This is a genomic window from Protofrankia sp. CiP1_Cm_nod2 (genome assembly GCF_920664355.1).
In the GTDB taxonomy this organism is placed as follows: domain Bacteria; phylum Actinomycetota; class Actinomycetes; order Frankiales; family Frankiaceae; genus Protofrankia.
This window is the reverse complement of record NZ_CAKKTL010000124.1, coordinates 1-15,037: the sequence shown is the minus strand read 5'-3', so window position 1 is coordinate 15,037 and position 15,037 is coordinate 1. Positions and strand designations below refer to the sequence as shown.

The following is a 15,037-nucleotide window of genomic DNA, read 5'->3' as shown; positions in this document are numbered from 1 at the left end:
GGTACTGGCCGTCGACATCGCCCCCGGGGAGATCCAGCCCGACGTCGGCCTCACCGGCACCTACGGGCTGACCTCGCTGAACAAGGTCCTGTTCCTGACCTCGCTGTGCCGGGACACCGGCGTCGACACCGCCTGCCTCACCGAGGACGACCTGGCCAGGATGCACACCCTGCGCGACTGCGTGGACATCCTGTCCAGGCACGTCCCGGCGGGGGCCTGACCGGTGGCCGGGGACCTGGCGGCCCAGCGGCCGGCGGCCCAGCACCGGGTGGACTGGCGCACGGCCGGCCCGGCCGTCCTGGGCAACGACCACGTCCGCCTCACACCCGTCACCGAGGCCGACCGGGAGTCGCTGCGGGCGATCGCCCTCGACCCGGACATCTGGCGTTACTTCGTCTCCCGGGTGGAGTCCGACGCCGACTTCGAGGCGTTCTTCGACGCCACCCTCGCCGACCACCTCGCCGGCCGGCGGCACGTCTTCGTCATCACCGACCGGCGCACCGGCCGGACCGCGGGCAGCATGAGCTACGGCAACCTCTCCGCGCCGGACGCCCGGCTGGAGATCGGCTGGTCGTGGCTCGGCCGCGACTTCCGCGGCACCGGGACCAACCGGTGGGCCAAACTGCTGCTGCTGGAACACGCATTCGAACGCCTGGGCGCCCTGCGGGTGGAGTTCAAGACCGACGTACTGAACACCCGGGCCCGCCGCGGCCTGCGCAACATCGGCGCGATCGAGGAGGGCGTGCTGCGCAGCTACAACCCCATGCCGGACGGCCGCCGCCGCGACGCCGTCTACTACAGCGTCCTGGCCGACGAATGGCCGCTCGTGAAGAAAACCCTCACCGAACACCCGAAAGTCCGCCCGTGAGCGTGTCGGGGGAGGCCGAGTGACCGTCCTGATCAGGGCGGACGGGCCACCGGCGGAGCTGGGCCGGGCCCACGGGGCGGCGCTGGCGGGGCGGCTGCGGTCGTTCGTGGACGACCACGTCTGCCGGCTCGGCCGGCTGCTGCCCGCCCCGGTGACGCTGGACGGCCTGCGCCCGACGATCGCCCGCCACCGCGCGGAGATCGAGCGGGCCGCCCCGCGGCTCGCGGCCGAGGTCGCCGGGCTCGCGTCCGGCGCCGGCCTGACCGAGGACGAGGCCTGGCTGCTCCAGCTGCGCCGCGAAATCCTCGGCTACACCCGAATCCCCACCGCCACCTTCGGCGTGGTTCCCAGCGCAGCCCCCGACGTGGTTTCCGGGGCCGCCTCCAGCGCGGTCCCGACCCGGATTCCCACCGTGCCCCCCGCCCCGGGCGGGATCTCCGCCGGGATCCCCCGCGACCCCCACAGCCGGGCCGGCGAGACGATTACCGCGGGTGACTGCACCACCTATGCGACCAGCTACCCGCCACCCACCGGCCCGTTGCTCGCCCAGACGGTCGACCTGAGCGGCGACCTCGACGACCAGATCGCCGTCCTCGACGTCGCCTCGCCGATCGGCCGCTCACTCGTGCTGAGCTTCGGCGGCCTGCTCGGCTACCTCGGCCTGAACAGCCGCGGCCTCGCGATCGGGATCAACCTCGTCCTGGGCGGCGACTGGCGGGCGGGCCTGCCCCCGTACCTGGCCGTCCGGCACCTGCTCGACACGGCGGCGAGCGTTGAGGAAGCGCTCGACGTCCTGCGCGGCCTGCGGCTGGCCAGCTCCCGCTCGCTGACTCTCCGTGACGCCACCCAGGCCGCCTGGTTAGAGATCGTCGGCGACGAGCTGCGGACCACGCGGGCGCCACGGACCGTCCACACCAACCACTTCCTCCACCCCGACCTCGCCCCCCACGACGAGATCAACGTCTTCGCCCGCAACTCCTCCGTCCGCCGCCTCCAGGCGGCCACGGCGGCGCTCACCACCCTCGGCCCGCACCCCGAGGAGCACTTCGCGCTGCTGTCCACCCCACCCATCCGGGTCGCCGACAACGGCGACATCCGCCGGGAACGCACGGTCGCCGCGACCGTCCTCCTCCCAGCCCGCGGAGAACTACACCTCCGCCCCGGCGACCCCGCCCTGTCCACCACCGAAACCTTCCGCCTGACGTAGCAGCGGTAACGGTCAGTCATTCAGCCATGCGCGTACCGTCCGGGCGAGGCCGGGGATCTCGACGGTTACCGCGATCCAGAGCAGATCGGCGTCAACCGCGAAGTATCCGTGTACGAGGTGGTTGCGCATGCCGGTGATCGCTGCCAGGGAATATCTGGATGGCTTTTCCGGAAGGCACCGGACAGCCGGGCGGTGGCTTCTCCGATGATCCCCACCCACCGGACGAGAGCTGCGGTGAGGACGACGTCGGCGTCCAGTTCGTCCCGCGACGCGGGCAGATGCGTACTGATCAGGTTGGCGTGCTCGACGATGTCACGCAGCCGCTCCTGATCAGATCTCACAGCGCAACGGCTTCGGCGAGCACCTGCTCGCGCAGCCGGGGCCGTAGGCCGGCCACAGTCGTCGCGTCGACGCGGACATCCAGGACCGCCTCGGCTCCGCTGATGAAACCACCAAGATCAAAAAGTCCTCGACCTGGAGAAAGGTCAACAAGGAGGTCGACGTCGCTGGCCTCGTCCGCCTCCGCGCGCGCGACCGAGCCGAACACGCGGATGTTGCCGACGCCGTAGCGCTGCGCGACCGCGTAGACGTCCGCACGGTGCTCGCGTAGTTCGCTCAAAGTAACACGACGACGACGAAATGCATCCATAGTCACAGCGACTTCCCTCCCGTCGGAAGGCCTGCCTGATATCAGGATGGCACAACGGCCACCGCTGGAATCGGCGGCCGTGGTCAACGGATCTGCGAGTACTGAGAGTATCCGTCAGGATGCGATTGGATATCGACCAACATCCACCAGGTAGGCTGTGGTCGGCGCCGTGGACCTCGGCCTCAGATCTTGATGATGGTGACTTCTCCCGTACTGCACAGCATCCTGAGATCTTCGGGATCCGAGGTGAGCACGGTAACCGGGCCAGGGGCGGCGAGCGCGGTCGCGCAGAGCACCGCATCGATCGCATATCTGTGGCCGTGCAGCCCCGCCTCCCCCAGCAGTTCGGCCGCGTGCCGGGCGACAGGCTCCGTGACGGGCTCCACGACGATCCGGGACACGGCCCACGCGAAGGCGGAACGCCTGATCCGCGGATGGATCACTTCGACCAGGGTCACCGCGCTGGTGATCACACGCATGTCGTCGGCGCGGGCCAGCGCGAGCCAGCCGGTGACGTCGCGGTCCCGCTGGACGGCCCTGGCGAGTCCTTCACTGTCGAGGACCAGTGTGCCCCCCGGCACGGCGACCGGGCGGGTCATGCCGCGTGTGGGTCCGAAGAGCGCTGCTGCTCGCGGGCCTGTAGCAGGGCATCCCGCCGGGATCGGATCTCCTCGTCGCCGATCGGCCCGTGCTCGGCCTCGGCGACCGCGATGAGCTCGTTGAGGTTGTCGCGTTCGATCTGGCGGGCGACGGCCGCGGCGACGTAGGCGGACAGGCCCGAGGGGCCGCTGCGGGCACGGGCGGCCTCGGCGATGTCCCGAGGCATTGTGATCGAGTACTTCTGAGTAGGCTCACTCATACCCCTTATCCTACCGTGGATGCCCCTCGATCTGACCCGTCGGTTACTCTCCGGGCGTCGGTTTTGTGCTCACAGTGGTTGCCGATTCGGTGGACAAGGCTGGGATCACCGCGTGGAAGACCCGTGGAGCCGATCTGCGGGACTGCCTGGGAGGGGATGTCGGCGGCCGAACGTGTTCCGGCGCTTCGGCATGACGTCGGAGCGCTACCGAGCCTCGGGCGCAGCCGCGGTGGTCAGGCAGAACGGATGGTCGGCAGGGTCGATGGGCACTCGCGGCTGTCGTCGGTTCTGGACGTGCCAGCTCGGGATGTGCCAGTTCTGGGCGGCGCTCACCGGCCGGGGCCATCGGCCTGCCGGCGAGAGGGCTACGGCTGGGCCTCGTCGTCCGGGGGCAGGTCCCAGTCGAGGGCGCGGAGGCTGTCGGCGACCCGTCGGAGCACGGCCAGGTCGTAGAAGATCTCGATCGGTGTGGAAGTGCCGGAGGCCGCCGGCCGCAGGGGCAGGTGATCGACCGTCTCTCCGTCCATCGTCTCTCCATCCATCGGCGTGGACGGTGCTCCGGGCCGGGAAGCCGGCCCGGCCCGGAGCACCTATCTGGCAATGGTGGGAGCGGGATGGCGTCGAGTACCACTGTACGATCTGTGAGAAACACCCCTTATGGGTACGAAAAAATTAAGCGTTTCCTACAGACGTACTCCCTGAGTTCTGGTACTCGGTTTCAGGATCGTCCTATTTCAGGCCGGAGTGGACGAAGGCGTTGACGATGTGCCGCTGGAGTACCAGGTAGAGGCCGAAGATCGGTAGGCAGGCGAGCCCGGAGGCGGCCATGATCCCGCCCCAGTCGTTGCCCTCGGTCCCGCCGAGGAAGCCGCGCAGCCCGAGCTGGATCATGGAGTTCGCCTGCTGGAGCACCATCGACGGCCAGAAGTACTCGTTCCAGGCGTTGATGAACAGCACGATGCCCAGCGCCGCCAGCGCCGGCCGCAGGTTGGGCACGACGACGGTCCACAGCGTCGACCAGGACGACCGGCCGTCGATACGGGCCGCCTCCAGCACCTCCTTGGGGAAGCTCTCCATGTGCTGGCGCAGCAGCAGGACGCCGAGCGCCGTGCACAGCGTCGGGATGACCACCCCGGCGAGCGTGTTCAGCAGGCCGAGCCGGAACAGCAGCGTGTAGTTGGACACCATCGTCACCTGGAACGGCACCAGCCACGTCCCCACGAACAGCAGGTAGAGCAGCCGCTGCCCGCGGAAGCGCCAGGCGGTGAACGCGTACGCGGCGAGCAGGCCGGTCAGCAGCTGCCCGAGGGCGGTCAGCGACGCCACGACGAACGTGTTGACCAGCATCTGGCCGATGGGGATCACGTCCGCGGCGTGCCGGTAGCTGCCGATCGACAGCGGCCAGGGCAGCAGCGACGTGTCGTAGATGTCGCCGGGGCGGCGCAGCGACGTCGCGTACATCCAGCAGATCGGGAAGACGCAGGCGACGCTGAGAACGGCCAGGACGGCATGGCCGGCGAACGAGCTCAGCGGTGACCGGCCGCCGACCGGCCCGCCGGTCCCGCCGTGGCCGCGGTGGCCGTGCCGGCGCCAGCGGCGTCCGCCGCCGTGGTCCCCGTCACCATGATCCCCGCCGCCGTGCCGGCCACCGCCGCGGTTTCCGCCGTCGTCACGGTTCCTGCCGTCATGCTGCCCGCCGCTGTACTGCCCGGGCGGCGGCGCGCCAGCGTCGCCTGCCGCCGGTGCGTCCGGCGTGGAGACGGCCATGAATCACTCCTCGTAGTCCTCGCGGTGGTTCCCGCGATATCGCTTCCCCGCCCCGCAGCCTCGCTCCCGCCCCGCGGCCGAATATCGTTGCTCATACACATGAGGGAACAAGTGGTCGCTGGGGCAGCCACTTTCGTACTCATTTCCCGGGACGTTGTTCCGCGGTTCGGGGGGCGGTTGCCGGGTTGTTCTGCGGTGGGGTGCTGGGCGGTGGGCCGCCGGGGGGACGGCCGCCGGGGGACGGCCGCCGGGTGGTCAGTTGTCGTGGAAGCTGAGTTTTTCGAAGAGCCAGACCAGGAGGAGGGCGACCAGGCCGAAGGTCAGGAAGAAGGCCAGGCCGGCGGCGGAGGCCAGGCCCGCGTTGAAGCTCTTGAAGCAGTACTCCCAGAGCAGGTAGTAGGCGTTGGTCGTCGCGTCGTCGGGGCCGCCCTGGGTGAGCGCGTCGATCAGCGGGAAGGTCAGCTGGCCGGAGAGCAGCACGGTCATGAGGGTCAGCAGGACCAGGGTCGGTGACAGCAGCGGCAGGATGATCCAGCGGGTGATCTGCCGCCGGGTCGCGCCGTCGAGCTGGGCCGCCGCCGAGTACTCGTCGTTGATGTTGGCCAGGCCGGCGGTGACGACGAGGACGGCGAACCCGAGCAGGTGCCAGCCGGTGATGCCGATGATGGCGAGCTGGGCCGGGCCGCGTTCGTGCAGCCAGTTGACCGGATGGCCGATCATGCGGTCCACCAGCCCGTGCCGCGGGTCCAGCAGCCACATCCACATCGCCGCGCTGGCCACCGGCGGGACCAGCACCGGCGCGAACACCAGCGCGCGGTAGGCGACGCCGGCCCGGCCGCGGATCCGGCGGGTGAGCAGGGAGATGATCGTGGGCAGCAGGACCGAGAAGGGCAGCAGGCACAGGATCGTCGCCACCGTCAGCCAGAGCGAGTGCCTGAGCTCGGGGAGCTGGACGACCTGCTGGTAGTTGTCCAGCCCGACCGGGATCTTCGGCCTGCTCGGCAGCAGGTTCCACCGGTAGAAGGAGAGCTGGACGGCCTCGACCAGGGGGCGGTAGGTCCACACGAGCAGGCAGGCCAGCCCCGGGGCGAGGTAGAGGAAGGGCGGCAGCGCCCGCAGCGCCCGGCGCGCCAGCGGTGGCCGGGCCGCCTCGACCGCCACGTGCTCGGCGGGGGCCACGAGGGGCGCGAGCTCTACGAACACGCTGCCCGCCCCTGCTCTGTCAGCCGCCCGTCGCCGGTGGCGGCCTGGTCGATGTGTCGTGCCATGTCGCTCTCGTCGTTGTCGAAGAGGATGTCCGCGGGGGCGAGCGTCACGACGCTGGCCACCACGGTGTGGGGGTAGATGTCGATGCGGCTGCAGGCCGCCGTGCGCAGCGCGCGGGCCCGGCCCGCGGGCGAGAGCAGGTCCGCGCCGAACGCGGTGGCCGGCGACACCCAGACCGGGATGCCGGCGAGCAGGCCGCAGCTGGCGTGATGGGCGTGGCCGCACAGAATGATCCGCACGTCGCTGCCCGCCACGGCCCGCGCGAGCCGGTCGGTCTCACGCAGCGTCATCAGTTCGACGACGAGCATCGGCGACGGCACCGGTGGGTGGTGCAGGACGAGCACCGTCCCGTCGGGGGCCGGGCGGGCGAGCTCGTCGCGCAGCCAGGCGAGCTGGGCGTCGGTGAGGTGGCCGCTGTCGTAGCCCGGCGTGGTGCTGTCGAGCACCACGATCCGCAGGCCCGCGATCCAGTGGACGCTGTCGCACGGGATCGTCGAGAGGCTGTCGGTCGCCGGCGCGGCGCCCAGCAGCTCGCGGCGGAACGCCGTCCGCTCGTCGTGGTTGCCCATCGCGTAGATGACCGGGGCGCCCAGGTGGCGCGCGAGCGGTTCGACCACCGCCCGCAGCCGCCGGTAGGCGGCGGGGGAGCCGCTGTCGGCGAGATCTCCGGTCAGTACCAGGCCCGCCACCGCGGTCCCGGAGCCCGCGACCGCGCGGGCCGCGGACTCCAGGTTCGCGTGTGTGTCCACCCCGCCGTGCGGCAGCTCCCCGTCGTCGACGAGGTGGACGTCGCTGAGCTGGATCAGGGTGTACCGCGGCACCCGGGCCGGCGGTGCCGCCGGCACCGGTGGCACCGGCAGCGCGGACGTCACCGATGTCACCGATGGCACGGTCGGCACCGACGGCACGGTGTCAGCCCTTCGGGAGGAGCTTGGTCGCCTGCTCCTGCGCCGAGGTCAGCGTCGAGAGCGGGTCGGCACCGCTGTAGACCACCTTCTCGACGGCCGCGAGCATGCCGTCCCTGATCTGGACGTAGTTGTCACCGGGGAACGACGCCGTCGGGTACAGCCGGGCGAGCTGGTCGATGTTCGGCTTGATCAGCGGGTTCTTGGCCGCCCAGTCCTTCAGCGCGCCCGGGTCGTCGAGCAGGCCCGTGCGCAGCGGCAGGTAGCCGATCCTGCTGGTGATCTGCGTGTACGCCTCGTCGCTGGTCAGGAACTTGATGAGCTCCCAGGCCGCCCGCTGCCGGGCCGGGTCCTTGGCGAACATCAGCAGGGCCGCCCCGGAGTTGGTCGGCTGCACCTTCTTGCCGTCGAAGCTCGGCTCGTAGCCGGCCCGCAGCTCCCACGGCGGGTTCGCGGTGGTGGCGCCCTTGCGGAAGACCGCCTCGGCGGCGCTGCTCTCCAGGATCATGCCTACCTCACCGCGGGCGAACGCGGGGTAGGCCTGCTCCTGGGAGAGCTTGGGGCTGGCGCCGGAGCTGACCAGGTCCTGGGCCACCCGGACGGCCTCGACCGCGGGGGCGTCGGCGAAGGTGAGCCGGGTCTGGTCGTCGGAGATCACGGTTCCGCCGTTGGAGGCGACCAGGGACTGATAGCACCAGTCACTGCTCTTCTTGGTCAGGCAGTCGATGTAGGCGCCGTCCTTGCCGGTCCTGCTCTTGATGGCCAGTGCGGCCGTCTTCACCTCCGCCCAGGTGGCCGGCGGCTTGTTCGGGTCGAGACCGGCCTGGGTGAACAGGCTCGCGTTGTAGTACAGGATCGGCGTGGAGAACACGAACGGCACGGCGAAGGTCTTGCCCTCGACGTCACCGAGGGTGCGCGCGGTCGGCGCGAAGGGGTGGGCGCCGCCGAAGTTCGCCTGCACGGCGTCGCGGCCGACGACGTCGTCGAGCGGGGTGGCGCCCAGGCCCTTGACGGCGTACCGGATGTCGCCGAAGACCAGCTGGCCGACGTCGGGCGGGTTGCCCGCCGCGATCTGGCGCTGGATGCTGGCGGCCGAGGCCGACCCGTAGCCGCTCGCGGTCGCGGTCGCGGGCTTCTGGGCCGTCACCTTGATGTTGGGGTGGGCGGCCTGGAACCTGTTGATCAGATCGGTGAAGGTGTCCGTCCAGGCCCCTGCCTGGGACAGGTTGTAGCTCTCAAAGGTGATCGAGACCTGCTGGTCCGGCCGGAGTTCGGGAACCACGGTGCTCGGCTGGGCGGGCGTGCTCGAGCCACTGTCTCCGCAGGCGGCGGCGGTCAGTGCCAGGGTGAGCGCGGCCGCCAGCCCCCCGAGCTGGCGCAGTTTTTTCACGGGATGCTCCTTGAGCGAGAGGAACACGGCACCGGCGAGGACCGGGGCCGGGAAAGACGTCGGACGTTTCGACAGGCTCGAAAGACTCGACGGCGGGACGGTTCGGAAAGGGCGGGGACGCCGAAGGCTGGTGATCAGACGGTGGACGCGTCCAGAACCTGCCCGGGGGCGCCGGCGACGGCGGCTGCGGCGGAGTCATGGTCGTGATCGCGCTCGCGGGGGAGGCCGCCGCTGGCCGGCTGCCAGACCAGCCGGCGGCCGCTGGCCCGGTCGAACAGGTGCACCCGGTCCGCGGGGACGTCGAAGGCCACCGGTTCGCCGGGACGCAGGCCGAGCGGCCGCGGCCCCCGGGCCAGCAGCCGGGCGCCGCCCACCGCGCACTGGGCGACCTCCTCACCGCCGAGGTTCTCCACCGTCTCCACCACCCCCCGGAACACGGGGGACGCGGGCACGGGCACGGGCTGCGATGCGGGCTGCGATGCGGGCTGCGAAGCGGGGGAGCTGGACGCCGGCGGGAGCAGGACCAGGTGCTCCGGTCGGACGCCGAGGGTCACCTCGCGGGCGGGCTGGTCGCCCGCCGCCCACAGCGGCAGCTCGACGCCGGGGGCGAGCACCTGGACGCGTCCGGCCCGGCTCTCGATCCGCGCGGGGATCAGGTTCATCGCGGGTGAGCCCAGGAAGCCCGCCACGAACACCGACGCCGGCTCGTCGTAGACGTCGGTGGGGGTGCCGACCTGCTCCAGCCGGCCGGCGTTGAGCAGGGCCACCCTGGTGGCCATGGTCATGGCCTCGACCTGGTCGTGGGTGACGTAGACGATGGTCGAGCCGAGCGTGCGGTGCAGGGCCCGCAGCTGGCCGCGGGTTGCCGTGCGCAGCTTCGCGTCGAGGTTGGACAGCGGCTCGTCCATCAGGAAGGCGCCGGGGTCACGGACGAGTGCCCGCCCGACGGCGACCCGCTGCCGCTGCCCGCCGGAGAGCTCCCGCGGCCGGCGGCCGAGCAGCTCCGCGAGATCGAGCAGCTCGGCCACCTCGCGTACCTTCTGGCGTATCTCCGCCCGTGGCCGGCGACGGGACCGCAGCGGGAACCCGATGTTGCGTTCGACGGTCAGGTGGGGGTAAAGAGCGTAGCTCTGGAATACCATTGCCATGTCGCGTTCCCGGGGCGGGGCGAACGTGACGTCGCGGCCGTCCAGCAGAACCCGCCCGCCGCTCGGCTCGATCAGACCGGCGATCATCCGGAGCAGCGTCGATTTTCCGCATCCGCTCGGGCCGAGCAGGACGAGGAAGTCGCCGTGGCTGATGTCCAGGCTCACCCGGTCGATGGCGGCGACCTCGCCGAAACGCTTGGTCAGTCCTTCGACCTGGATCCGGCTCACAGCCTGGCTCTCCTTTCGTACCGGCCCGGCGGCGTGCCGGACCGGCCTGGTATTCCCGGCTCGCCGTGGGTGGGCCGGTGGGTTCGGAAGTCGGAAGTCGGATCCCCCGGTACGGGCCGTGCCCGGTGCCGGCGGCCGTCCGGAAATTTTTCCAGTGCTTCTTATCGTCCGTGGACCGCTGAATTCAACGCCGGGTCCGTGTACGGGAAGGAAACATGCTGGAAATTTGCGGTGCGTCAAGTGGTGTGAAACGCCGCGCGCACGCCCGGTGGCCAGCACTGATTGAAATCACTGATTACCCGATAGAATTCATTGATGGCTGCCGGTGCCCACTGTCATGGCGCGCGGGCGGTACCGGCGGCGGAATCCGTCCCACGCCGGCCCGGCCGGCCCGGCCAGGCTGGCCGCGTCCAGGCTGGCCGCGTCCGGCCACGTGGCTGTCGCCACACCGCTCGGCGCCGTCGCGGGCCGGGCTGGCCGGCCCGGAACGCCTGCCCCGCACCAGCGCGGCCGACAGGCCGGGCTGGTGGCCCGAAGCCGGTCGGTGGTCTGGTCGCCGATCGGCGCGGGGCTCGTCTACATCCTCACTGCCAGCGGCCGGGACCGTCAGAGGTCGAGGACAAGCTGGTCGCCGCGGGCCCGGGAGACACAGATCATCATGGCGTCCCCGTCCCGCTGCTCCTGCGGGCTCAGCACGGAGTCGCGGTGGTCGACCTCGCCCTCGACGAACCGGGTCTCGCAGTTGCCGCAGGTCCCCTCGCGGCACGAGGAGGGCATGTCCAGGCCGGTGCGTTCGAGCGCCTCGAGGATGCTGCGGCCCGCGGCCACCCGCACCCGCTGCCCGGTGCTGGCGATCAGGACGTCGAAGGCGGTGTCCGCGGCGGCGTCGCCGGCCGGTTCCCGGGGGCGGAAGCGTTCGACGTGCAGGGCGCTGGGCGGCCAGCTGCCGCAGGCGGCCTCGACCGCGCCGAGCAGGCCCTCCGGGCCGCAGCAGTAGACGGCCGTGCCCTCCTCGGGCCGGGCGAGGACGGTGCCGAGCGGCAGCAGCCCGCGCTCCCGCTCGGGGTGGACGACGACCCGGTCGCCATAGGCGGACAGCGTGGGGAGGAACGCCATGCTCGTGCGTTGCCGGCCGCCGTAGAGCAGCGTCCAGTCGGCGCCGCGCCCGGTCAGCTCGGCGATCATCGGGAGGAGCGGGGTGATCCCTATCCCACCCGCGATCAGGACGTAACGCCCGGCGTCGACCAGGGGGAAGTTGTTGCGCGGCGCCCCCACCTCCAGCGTCGACCCGGCGTGGGCCTCATCGTGCAGGTACGCCGAGCCGCCCCGGCCGGCGGCCTCGCGCAGGACCGCGACACGCCAGGTCGCGTGGTCGGCCGGATCGCCGCACAGCGAGTACTGCCGGACGCGCCCGGGCCCGGTGACGACGTCGACGTGCGCGCCGGGAGCCCACGGGGCGAGCGGCCGCCCGCCGGGATCGGCGAGGGTCAGGGAAACGACGTCGTCCGCCTCGACGGTCCTGCTGACGACGGTCAGGAACGCGGTGGCGGACGGTGCGGGTACCGCGGTCGACTGATCATAGGATGCTGGCGCGGACATGACCGACCTCCGGCGGAGTTCTGGGCGTGTCGGAATGGGCGTACGGGTTCCCGGCGTTCCGCCGGATCCGCGTTCTGGGCGGCGAATCCGGCGTTCCGGCCGCTGGCCGGCACGCCGGTCGAAACAGTGAGCTGCCCGCGACGGCGACCGGTCTGCCGGCCGGGCGGGCCACCGTTGAATTCTATCGGCAGGGCCGCCCGTGACGCAGGGCCCGGCCACATCTTCGCAAGCGTTTTCCCGACTGGCCGGAGAAGTCGCCGACAGGAGGAAAATCCACTTGGGCGATTGGATTTTCCAATAACCCCGGCCCGGGTTCCCGCATGCCACGGAGGCCCTTTTCGGCGGCCTCGCCAAAGGCGGCGCCATGATTTTCCGGCGCTGCCGGCAACCGTCCATGGTCATTTTTCTGAAGGCAGTGCTATGATTTTCAGCGCTGCCGGAGGCCGTTCGCGGGCATTCGGCCGAAGGTAGCGCGCTGATTTTCAGCGCTGCCGGAGGCCGTTCGCGGGCATTCGGCTGGAGGCTGATTCTGGTGGCTGGTCAGAAGGGCCCGGCCTCGTCGAGGGCGTCCAGCAGGGCGTCGACGACCTTGCTTCGCTGCGGCCGCCACACCACGTGCACGGACAGCATCGGGATCGGGTCGACGAGGGGGATGGCGACCGGCCCTCTCGTCCGGCGGGCGCGTTCGACCGAGGCGAACCCCACCAGCGGGCGGGTGGTGACCACGAGGGCGGTCGCGCCCGGGTCGTCGACCTCGGCGGCGACCCGCAGGCTGATCCGGACCCGTTCGGCCGTGGTGACGATCGTGTCGTACATCGCCGGGGACTGGGTGCGGCTGAACAGGATGCAGGCCTGGTTCTGCAGCTCGCGGAACGGCACCTGCTCCCGGCAGGCCCAGTCGTGCTGTTCCCCGACCACGGCGACCAGCGGCAGCCGCAGCACCTCCCGGGAGTGCAGGTCGCTGGTGGGCGGCAGCCCGAAGACGAAGCCGATGTCGAGCTCGCCGCCGAGCAGGCCCTTGAGCTGGGGGCCGGTGCGTCTTTCCCACAGGTGGGCGGTCAGCCCGGGGTGAGTGCTGTTCAGCCGTAACAGGGTCGGCTGCAGGATGCGCTGGCCGGCCGGGAAGTTGTAGCCGATGTTGATCGCGCCGGCGCGGCCGGCCGCGGCGTCCCGCGCCGCCTGCACGGCCCGGCTCGCCTGGTCGAGGATCCGCTTCGCCTCGGCCTGGAACGCGACGCCTGCCGGGGTCAGCCGGACCTCGTGGGAGGTGCGGGCGACCAGCTTGACGCCGACCTCACGCTCCAGGCGCTGCAGGTGCTGGCTCAGCGAGGGCTGGGCCAGGTGGAGCTTGCCCGCGGCCCGTCCGAAGTGCAGCTCGTCCGCTATCGCCAGAAAAGACACCAGGTGCCGGAACTCCATCCCGCCTCCCTCCTGTAAGCCCAGCACAGCCTACGTGCGGTGACTAACCGGCGGTGACGGGTGAGTGTTGTCCGGAAGAACTGTCGGGCCGGTCGCCACGGGCACCAGCGGACACCAGCGTGACGGCGGCACACACATGATACCCGTGCAAACAGCGTGTATACGCGTGTGTACGGCGGGGTGTATTGCGGCGGTACGTATGACGGCGATGTATATCGCGGTGATGTGCATTACAGCCGTGCATTACGGCGGTGCGTGTCGCGGCTCCGTGTATTAAGGCGCGGACGTGACGGGGGCGGATGTGACGGGGGCGGACATGACAGGGATGGATATGGCATGACGAGGGCAGCAACGCCCGGCGTGCCCGTATCTGTCCTGGAATGGCTGTTCGCATCCCGGTGGCGCGCCGTGGGGCGCGAATACGGAATGGCCTCCACACGGGGCGGCCTTCGTGCGGAGTGGCTCCCGCGTGACCGTGTCCGCGCGGGCGTCGTGGACGGCGGCTGGGAGCTGATCCACGGGCCTGGCGGCCGATCCGGGGGATGAGGCTGGCCCGGGGATGCTGGCCCGGGGGATATGGGATGACCGTATCCGGGCCGGGAGGGTGCGTGGCGTCGGCCACCGTCCCGATAGCCTCGTTGTCGTGGCAACGGTCGATCTTCCACAGGAGTCCGCTGTCGGGCTCGACGATGGCCTGACCGCCGCGGGCGTGGCCGCGCGCATCGCGGCGGGCAGCACCAACGACGTCCCGGTCCGGGCGAGCCGCTCGGTCGCCGAGATCGTCCGGGCCAACGTCCTGACCCGGTTCAACGCGATCATCGGCGCGCTCTTCGCCGTCATCGTGGTGATCGGGCCGGTCGTTCCCGACGGCCTGTTCGGGCTGATCATCGTGGTCAACACCGCGATCGGCATCGTCCAGGAGATGCGGGCCAAACGCACCCTGGAACGGCTCGCGATCATCGGCGAGGCCCGGCCCCGGGTCCGCCGGGACGGCCGGACGGTCGAGATCTCCGCCAGCGAGGTCGTGCTCGACGACGTCATCGAGCTCGGGCCCGGCGACCGGGTCGTCGTCGACGGGGTCGTGCTGGCCGCGGACGGGCTGGAGATCGACGAGTCGCTGCTCAGCGGTGAGGCCGACCCGGTGGACAAGGGCCCCGGGGATCCCGTCATGTCCGGCAGCTTCGCGGTGGCCGGGACAGGGGTGTTCCGCGCGGCCAAGGTCGGCCGGGAGGCCTATGCCGCCCGGCTGGCGGAGGAGGCCAGCCGTTTCACGCTCGTGCGTTCGGAGCTGCGCGGCGGCATCGACCGGATCCTGACGTTCGTCACCTTCCTGATCATTCCTGCCGGCGCGTTGACGATCTACAGCCAGTTCCGGCTCGACGACGCCGCCCCGGACGACGCGGTGCGCGGGATGGTGGCCGCGCTCGTCCCCATGGTTCCCGAGGGGCTCATCCTGCTCACCAGCGTCGCGTTCGCGATCGGTGTCATCCGGCTGGGACGCCGCAAGTGCCTGGTGCAGGAGCTGCCGGCCATCGAGGGGCTGGCCCGGGTCGACGTCGTGTGCGCGGACAAGACCGGCACCCTCACCGAGAACCGCATGCGGCTGACCGAGGTGCGCCTGCTGGGCGCGCCCGACAGGACGGGCCCGGCCAACGGCGCCGCCGGCGAGGCCGCCGGCGAGGCTGCCGGGGCCGGCCGGCTGGCTGGTGAGGTGCGCGAGGCGCTGCGGGCG

General features: G+C 71.1%; 16 protein-coding genes. 4 read left to right on the top strand and 12 right to left on the bottom strand.

Features of this window, described 5'->3' with window-relative positions:
• From NBW84_RS14710 to NBW84_RS14700, 3 genes are all read left to right on the top strand, one after another.
• Positions 1–220 (top strand): acyl carrier protein (locus NBW84_RS14710; RefSeq protein WP_250285303.1); only part of this gene is annotated, 220 nt, incomplete at its 5' end.
• Positions 221–268: 48 nt separating this feature from the next.
• Positions 269–868: a GNAT family N-acetyltransferase gene (locus tag NBW84_RS14705; protein WP_445548722.1), complete on the top strand. Its 600-nt coding sequence runs from the start codon at positions 269–271 to the stop codon at positions 866–868.
• A gap of 19 nt (positions 869–887) precedes the next feature.
• Complete coding sequence (locus NBW84_RS14700) at positions 888–2,075, top strand: C45 family peptidase (RefSeq protein ID WP_250285300.1); 1,188 nt, start codon at positions 888–890, stop codon at positions 2,073–2,075.
• Positions 2,076–2,087: 12 nt separating this feature from the next.
• Here NBW84_RS14700 and NBW84_RS24320 read toward each other — a convergent pair whose 3' ends face one another.
• The 12 genes from NBW84_RS24320 to NBW84_RS14640 form a co-directional block, all read right to left on the bottom strand.
• Positions 2,088–2,204, bottom strand: a complete 117-nt coding sequence (locus NBW84_RS24320; protein WP_445548428.1) for a HepT-like ribonuclease domain-containing protein — start codon at positions 2,202–2,204, stop codon at positions 2,088–2,090.
• 208 nt (positions 2,205–2,412) lie between these two features.
• Complete coding sequence (locus tag NBW84_RS14690; RefSeq protein ID WP_250285304.1) at positions 2,413–2,724, bottom strand: nucleotidyltransferase family protein; 312 nt, start codon at positions 2,722–2,724, stop codon at positions 2,413–2,415.
• A gap of 182 nt (positions 2,725–2,906) precedes the next feature.
• A complete protein-coding gene (locus NBW84_RS14685) occupies positions 2,907–3,323 on the bottom strand; it encodes a PIN domain-containing protein (RefSeq protein ID WP_250285296.1) in 417 nt (138 codons plus the stop codon).
• On the bottom strand, positions 3,320–3,583 hold the full coding sequence (locus NBW84_RS14680; RefSeq protein WP_047222252.1) for a hypothetical protein: 264 nt from the start codon (positions 3,581–3,583) through the stop codon (positions 3,320–3,322). The genes NBW84_RS14685 and NBW84_RS14680 overlap by 4 nt, the downstream gene beginning before the upstream one ends.
• A gap of 365 nt (positions 3,584–3,948) precedes the next feature.
• Positions 3,949–4,110 (bottom strand): hypothetical protein, encoded by a 162-nt coding sequence (locus NBW84_RS14675; protein ID WP_250285295.1) that lies wholly within the window; start codon positions 4,108–4,110, stop codon positions 3,949–3,951.
• Positions 4,111–4,312: 202 nt separating this feature from the next.
• The gene (locus NBW84_RS14670; protein WP_250285294.1) at positions 4,313–5,350 is read right to left on the bottom strand and encodes a carbohydrate ABC transporter permease; all 1,038 of its coding nucleotides are present in this window, start codon (positions 5,348–5,350) and stop codon (positions 4,313–4,315) included.
• A gap of 255 nt (positions 5,351–5,605) precedes the next feature.
• Positions 5,606–6,553 (bottom strand): carbohydrate ABC transporter permease, encoded by a 948-nt coding sequence (locus NBW84_RS14665; RefSeq protein WP_250285293.1) that lies wholly within the window; start codon positions 6,551–6,553, stop codon positions 5,606–5,608.
• Positions 6,544–7,488: a metallophosphoesterase gene (locus NBW84_RS14660; protein ID WP_250285292.1), complete on the bottom strand. Its 945-nt coding sequence runs from the start codon at positions 7,486–7,488 to the stop codon at positions 6,544–6,546. Before NBW84_RS14660 ends, NBW84_RS14665 begins: the two co-directional genes overlap by 10 nt.
• A 40-nt stretch (positions 7,489–7,528) precedes the next feature.
• The gene (locus NBW84_RS14655) at positions 7,529–8,911 is read right to left on the bottom strand and encodes an ABC transporter substrate-binding protein (RefSeq protein WP_250285291.1); all 1,383 of its coding nucleotides are present in this window, start codon (positions 8,909–8,911) and stop codon (positions 7,529–7,531) included.
• Between the two features lie 134 nt (positions 8,912–9,045).
• A complete protein-coding gene (locus tag NBW84_RS14650; protein WP_250285290.1) occupies positions 9,046–10,287 on the bottom strand; it encodes an ABC transporter ATP-binding protein in 1,242 nt (413 codons plus the stop codon).
• A gap of 606 nt (positions 10,288–10,893) precedes the next feature.
• Positions 10,894–11,886, bottom strand: coding sequence for a 2Fe-2S iron-sulfur cluster-binding protein (locus NBW84_RS14645; RefSeq protein WP_250285289.1), 993 nt, complete (start codon positions 11,884–11,886; stop codon positions 10,894–10,896).
• Between the two features lie 540 nt (positions 11,887–12,426).
• Positions 12,427–13,305 carry a LysR substrate-binding domain-containing protein gene (locus NBW84_RS14640; RefSeq protein ID WP_250285287.1) on the bottom strand — a complete coding sequence of 293 codons (879 nt, stop codon included), beginning with the start codon at positions 13,303–13,305 and terminating at the stop codon, positions 12,427–12,429.
• Between the two features lie 559 nt (positions 13,306–13,864).
• Here NBW84_RS14640 and NBW84_RS14635 point away from each other — a divergent pair.
• Positions 13,865–15,037: HAD-IC family P-type ATPase (locus NBW84_RS14635; protein ID WP_250285285.1), on the top strand; the 1,173-nt coding region annotated here is incomplete at its 3' end.

Bases quoted from the DNA above. Each gene is read 5' to 3' on its own strand.
- NBW84_RS14685 (WP_250285296.1), bottom strand. From the start codon at position 3,323: ATGACCCGCCCGGTCGCCGTGCCGGGGGGCACACTGGTCCTCGACAGT.
- NBW84_RS14680 (WP_047222252.1), bottom strand. From the start codon at position 3,583: ATGAGTGAGCCTACTCAGAAGTACTCGATCACAATGCCTCGGGACATC.
- NBW84_RS14640 (WP_250285287.1), bottom strand. From the start codon at position 13,305: ATGGAGTTCCGGCACCTGGTGTCTTTTCTGGCGATAGCGGACGAGCTG.
- NBW84_RS14675 (WP_250285295.1), bottom strand. From the start codon at position 4,110: ATGGACGGAGAGACGGTCGATCACCTGCCCCTGCGGCCGGCGGCCTCC.
- NBW84_RS24320 (WP_445548428.1), bottom strand. From the start codon at position 2,204: ATGCGCAACCACCTCGTACACGGATACTTCGCGGTTGACGCCGATCTG.
- NBW84_RS14670 (WP_250285294.1), bottom strand. From the start codon at position 5,350: ATGGCCGTCTCCACGCCGGACGCACCGGCGGCAGGCGACGCTGGCGCG.
- NBW84_RS14645 (WP_250285289.1), bottom strand. From the start codon at position 11,886: ATGTCCGCGCCAGCATCCTATGATCAGTCGACCGCGGTACCCGCACCG.
- NBW84_RS14690 (WP_250285304.1), bottom strand. From the start codon at position 2,724: ATGGATGCATTTCGTCGTCGTCGTGTTACTTTGAGCGAACTACGCGAG.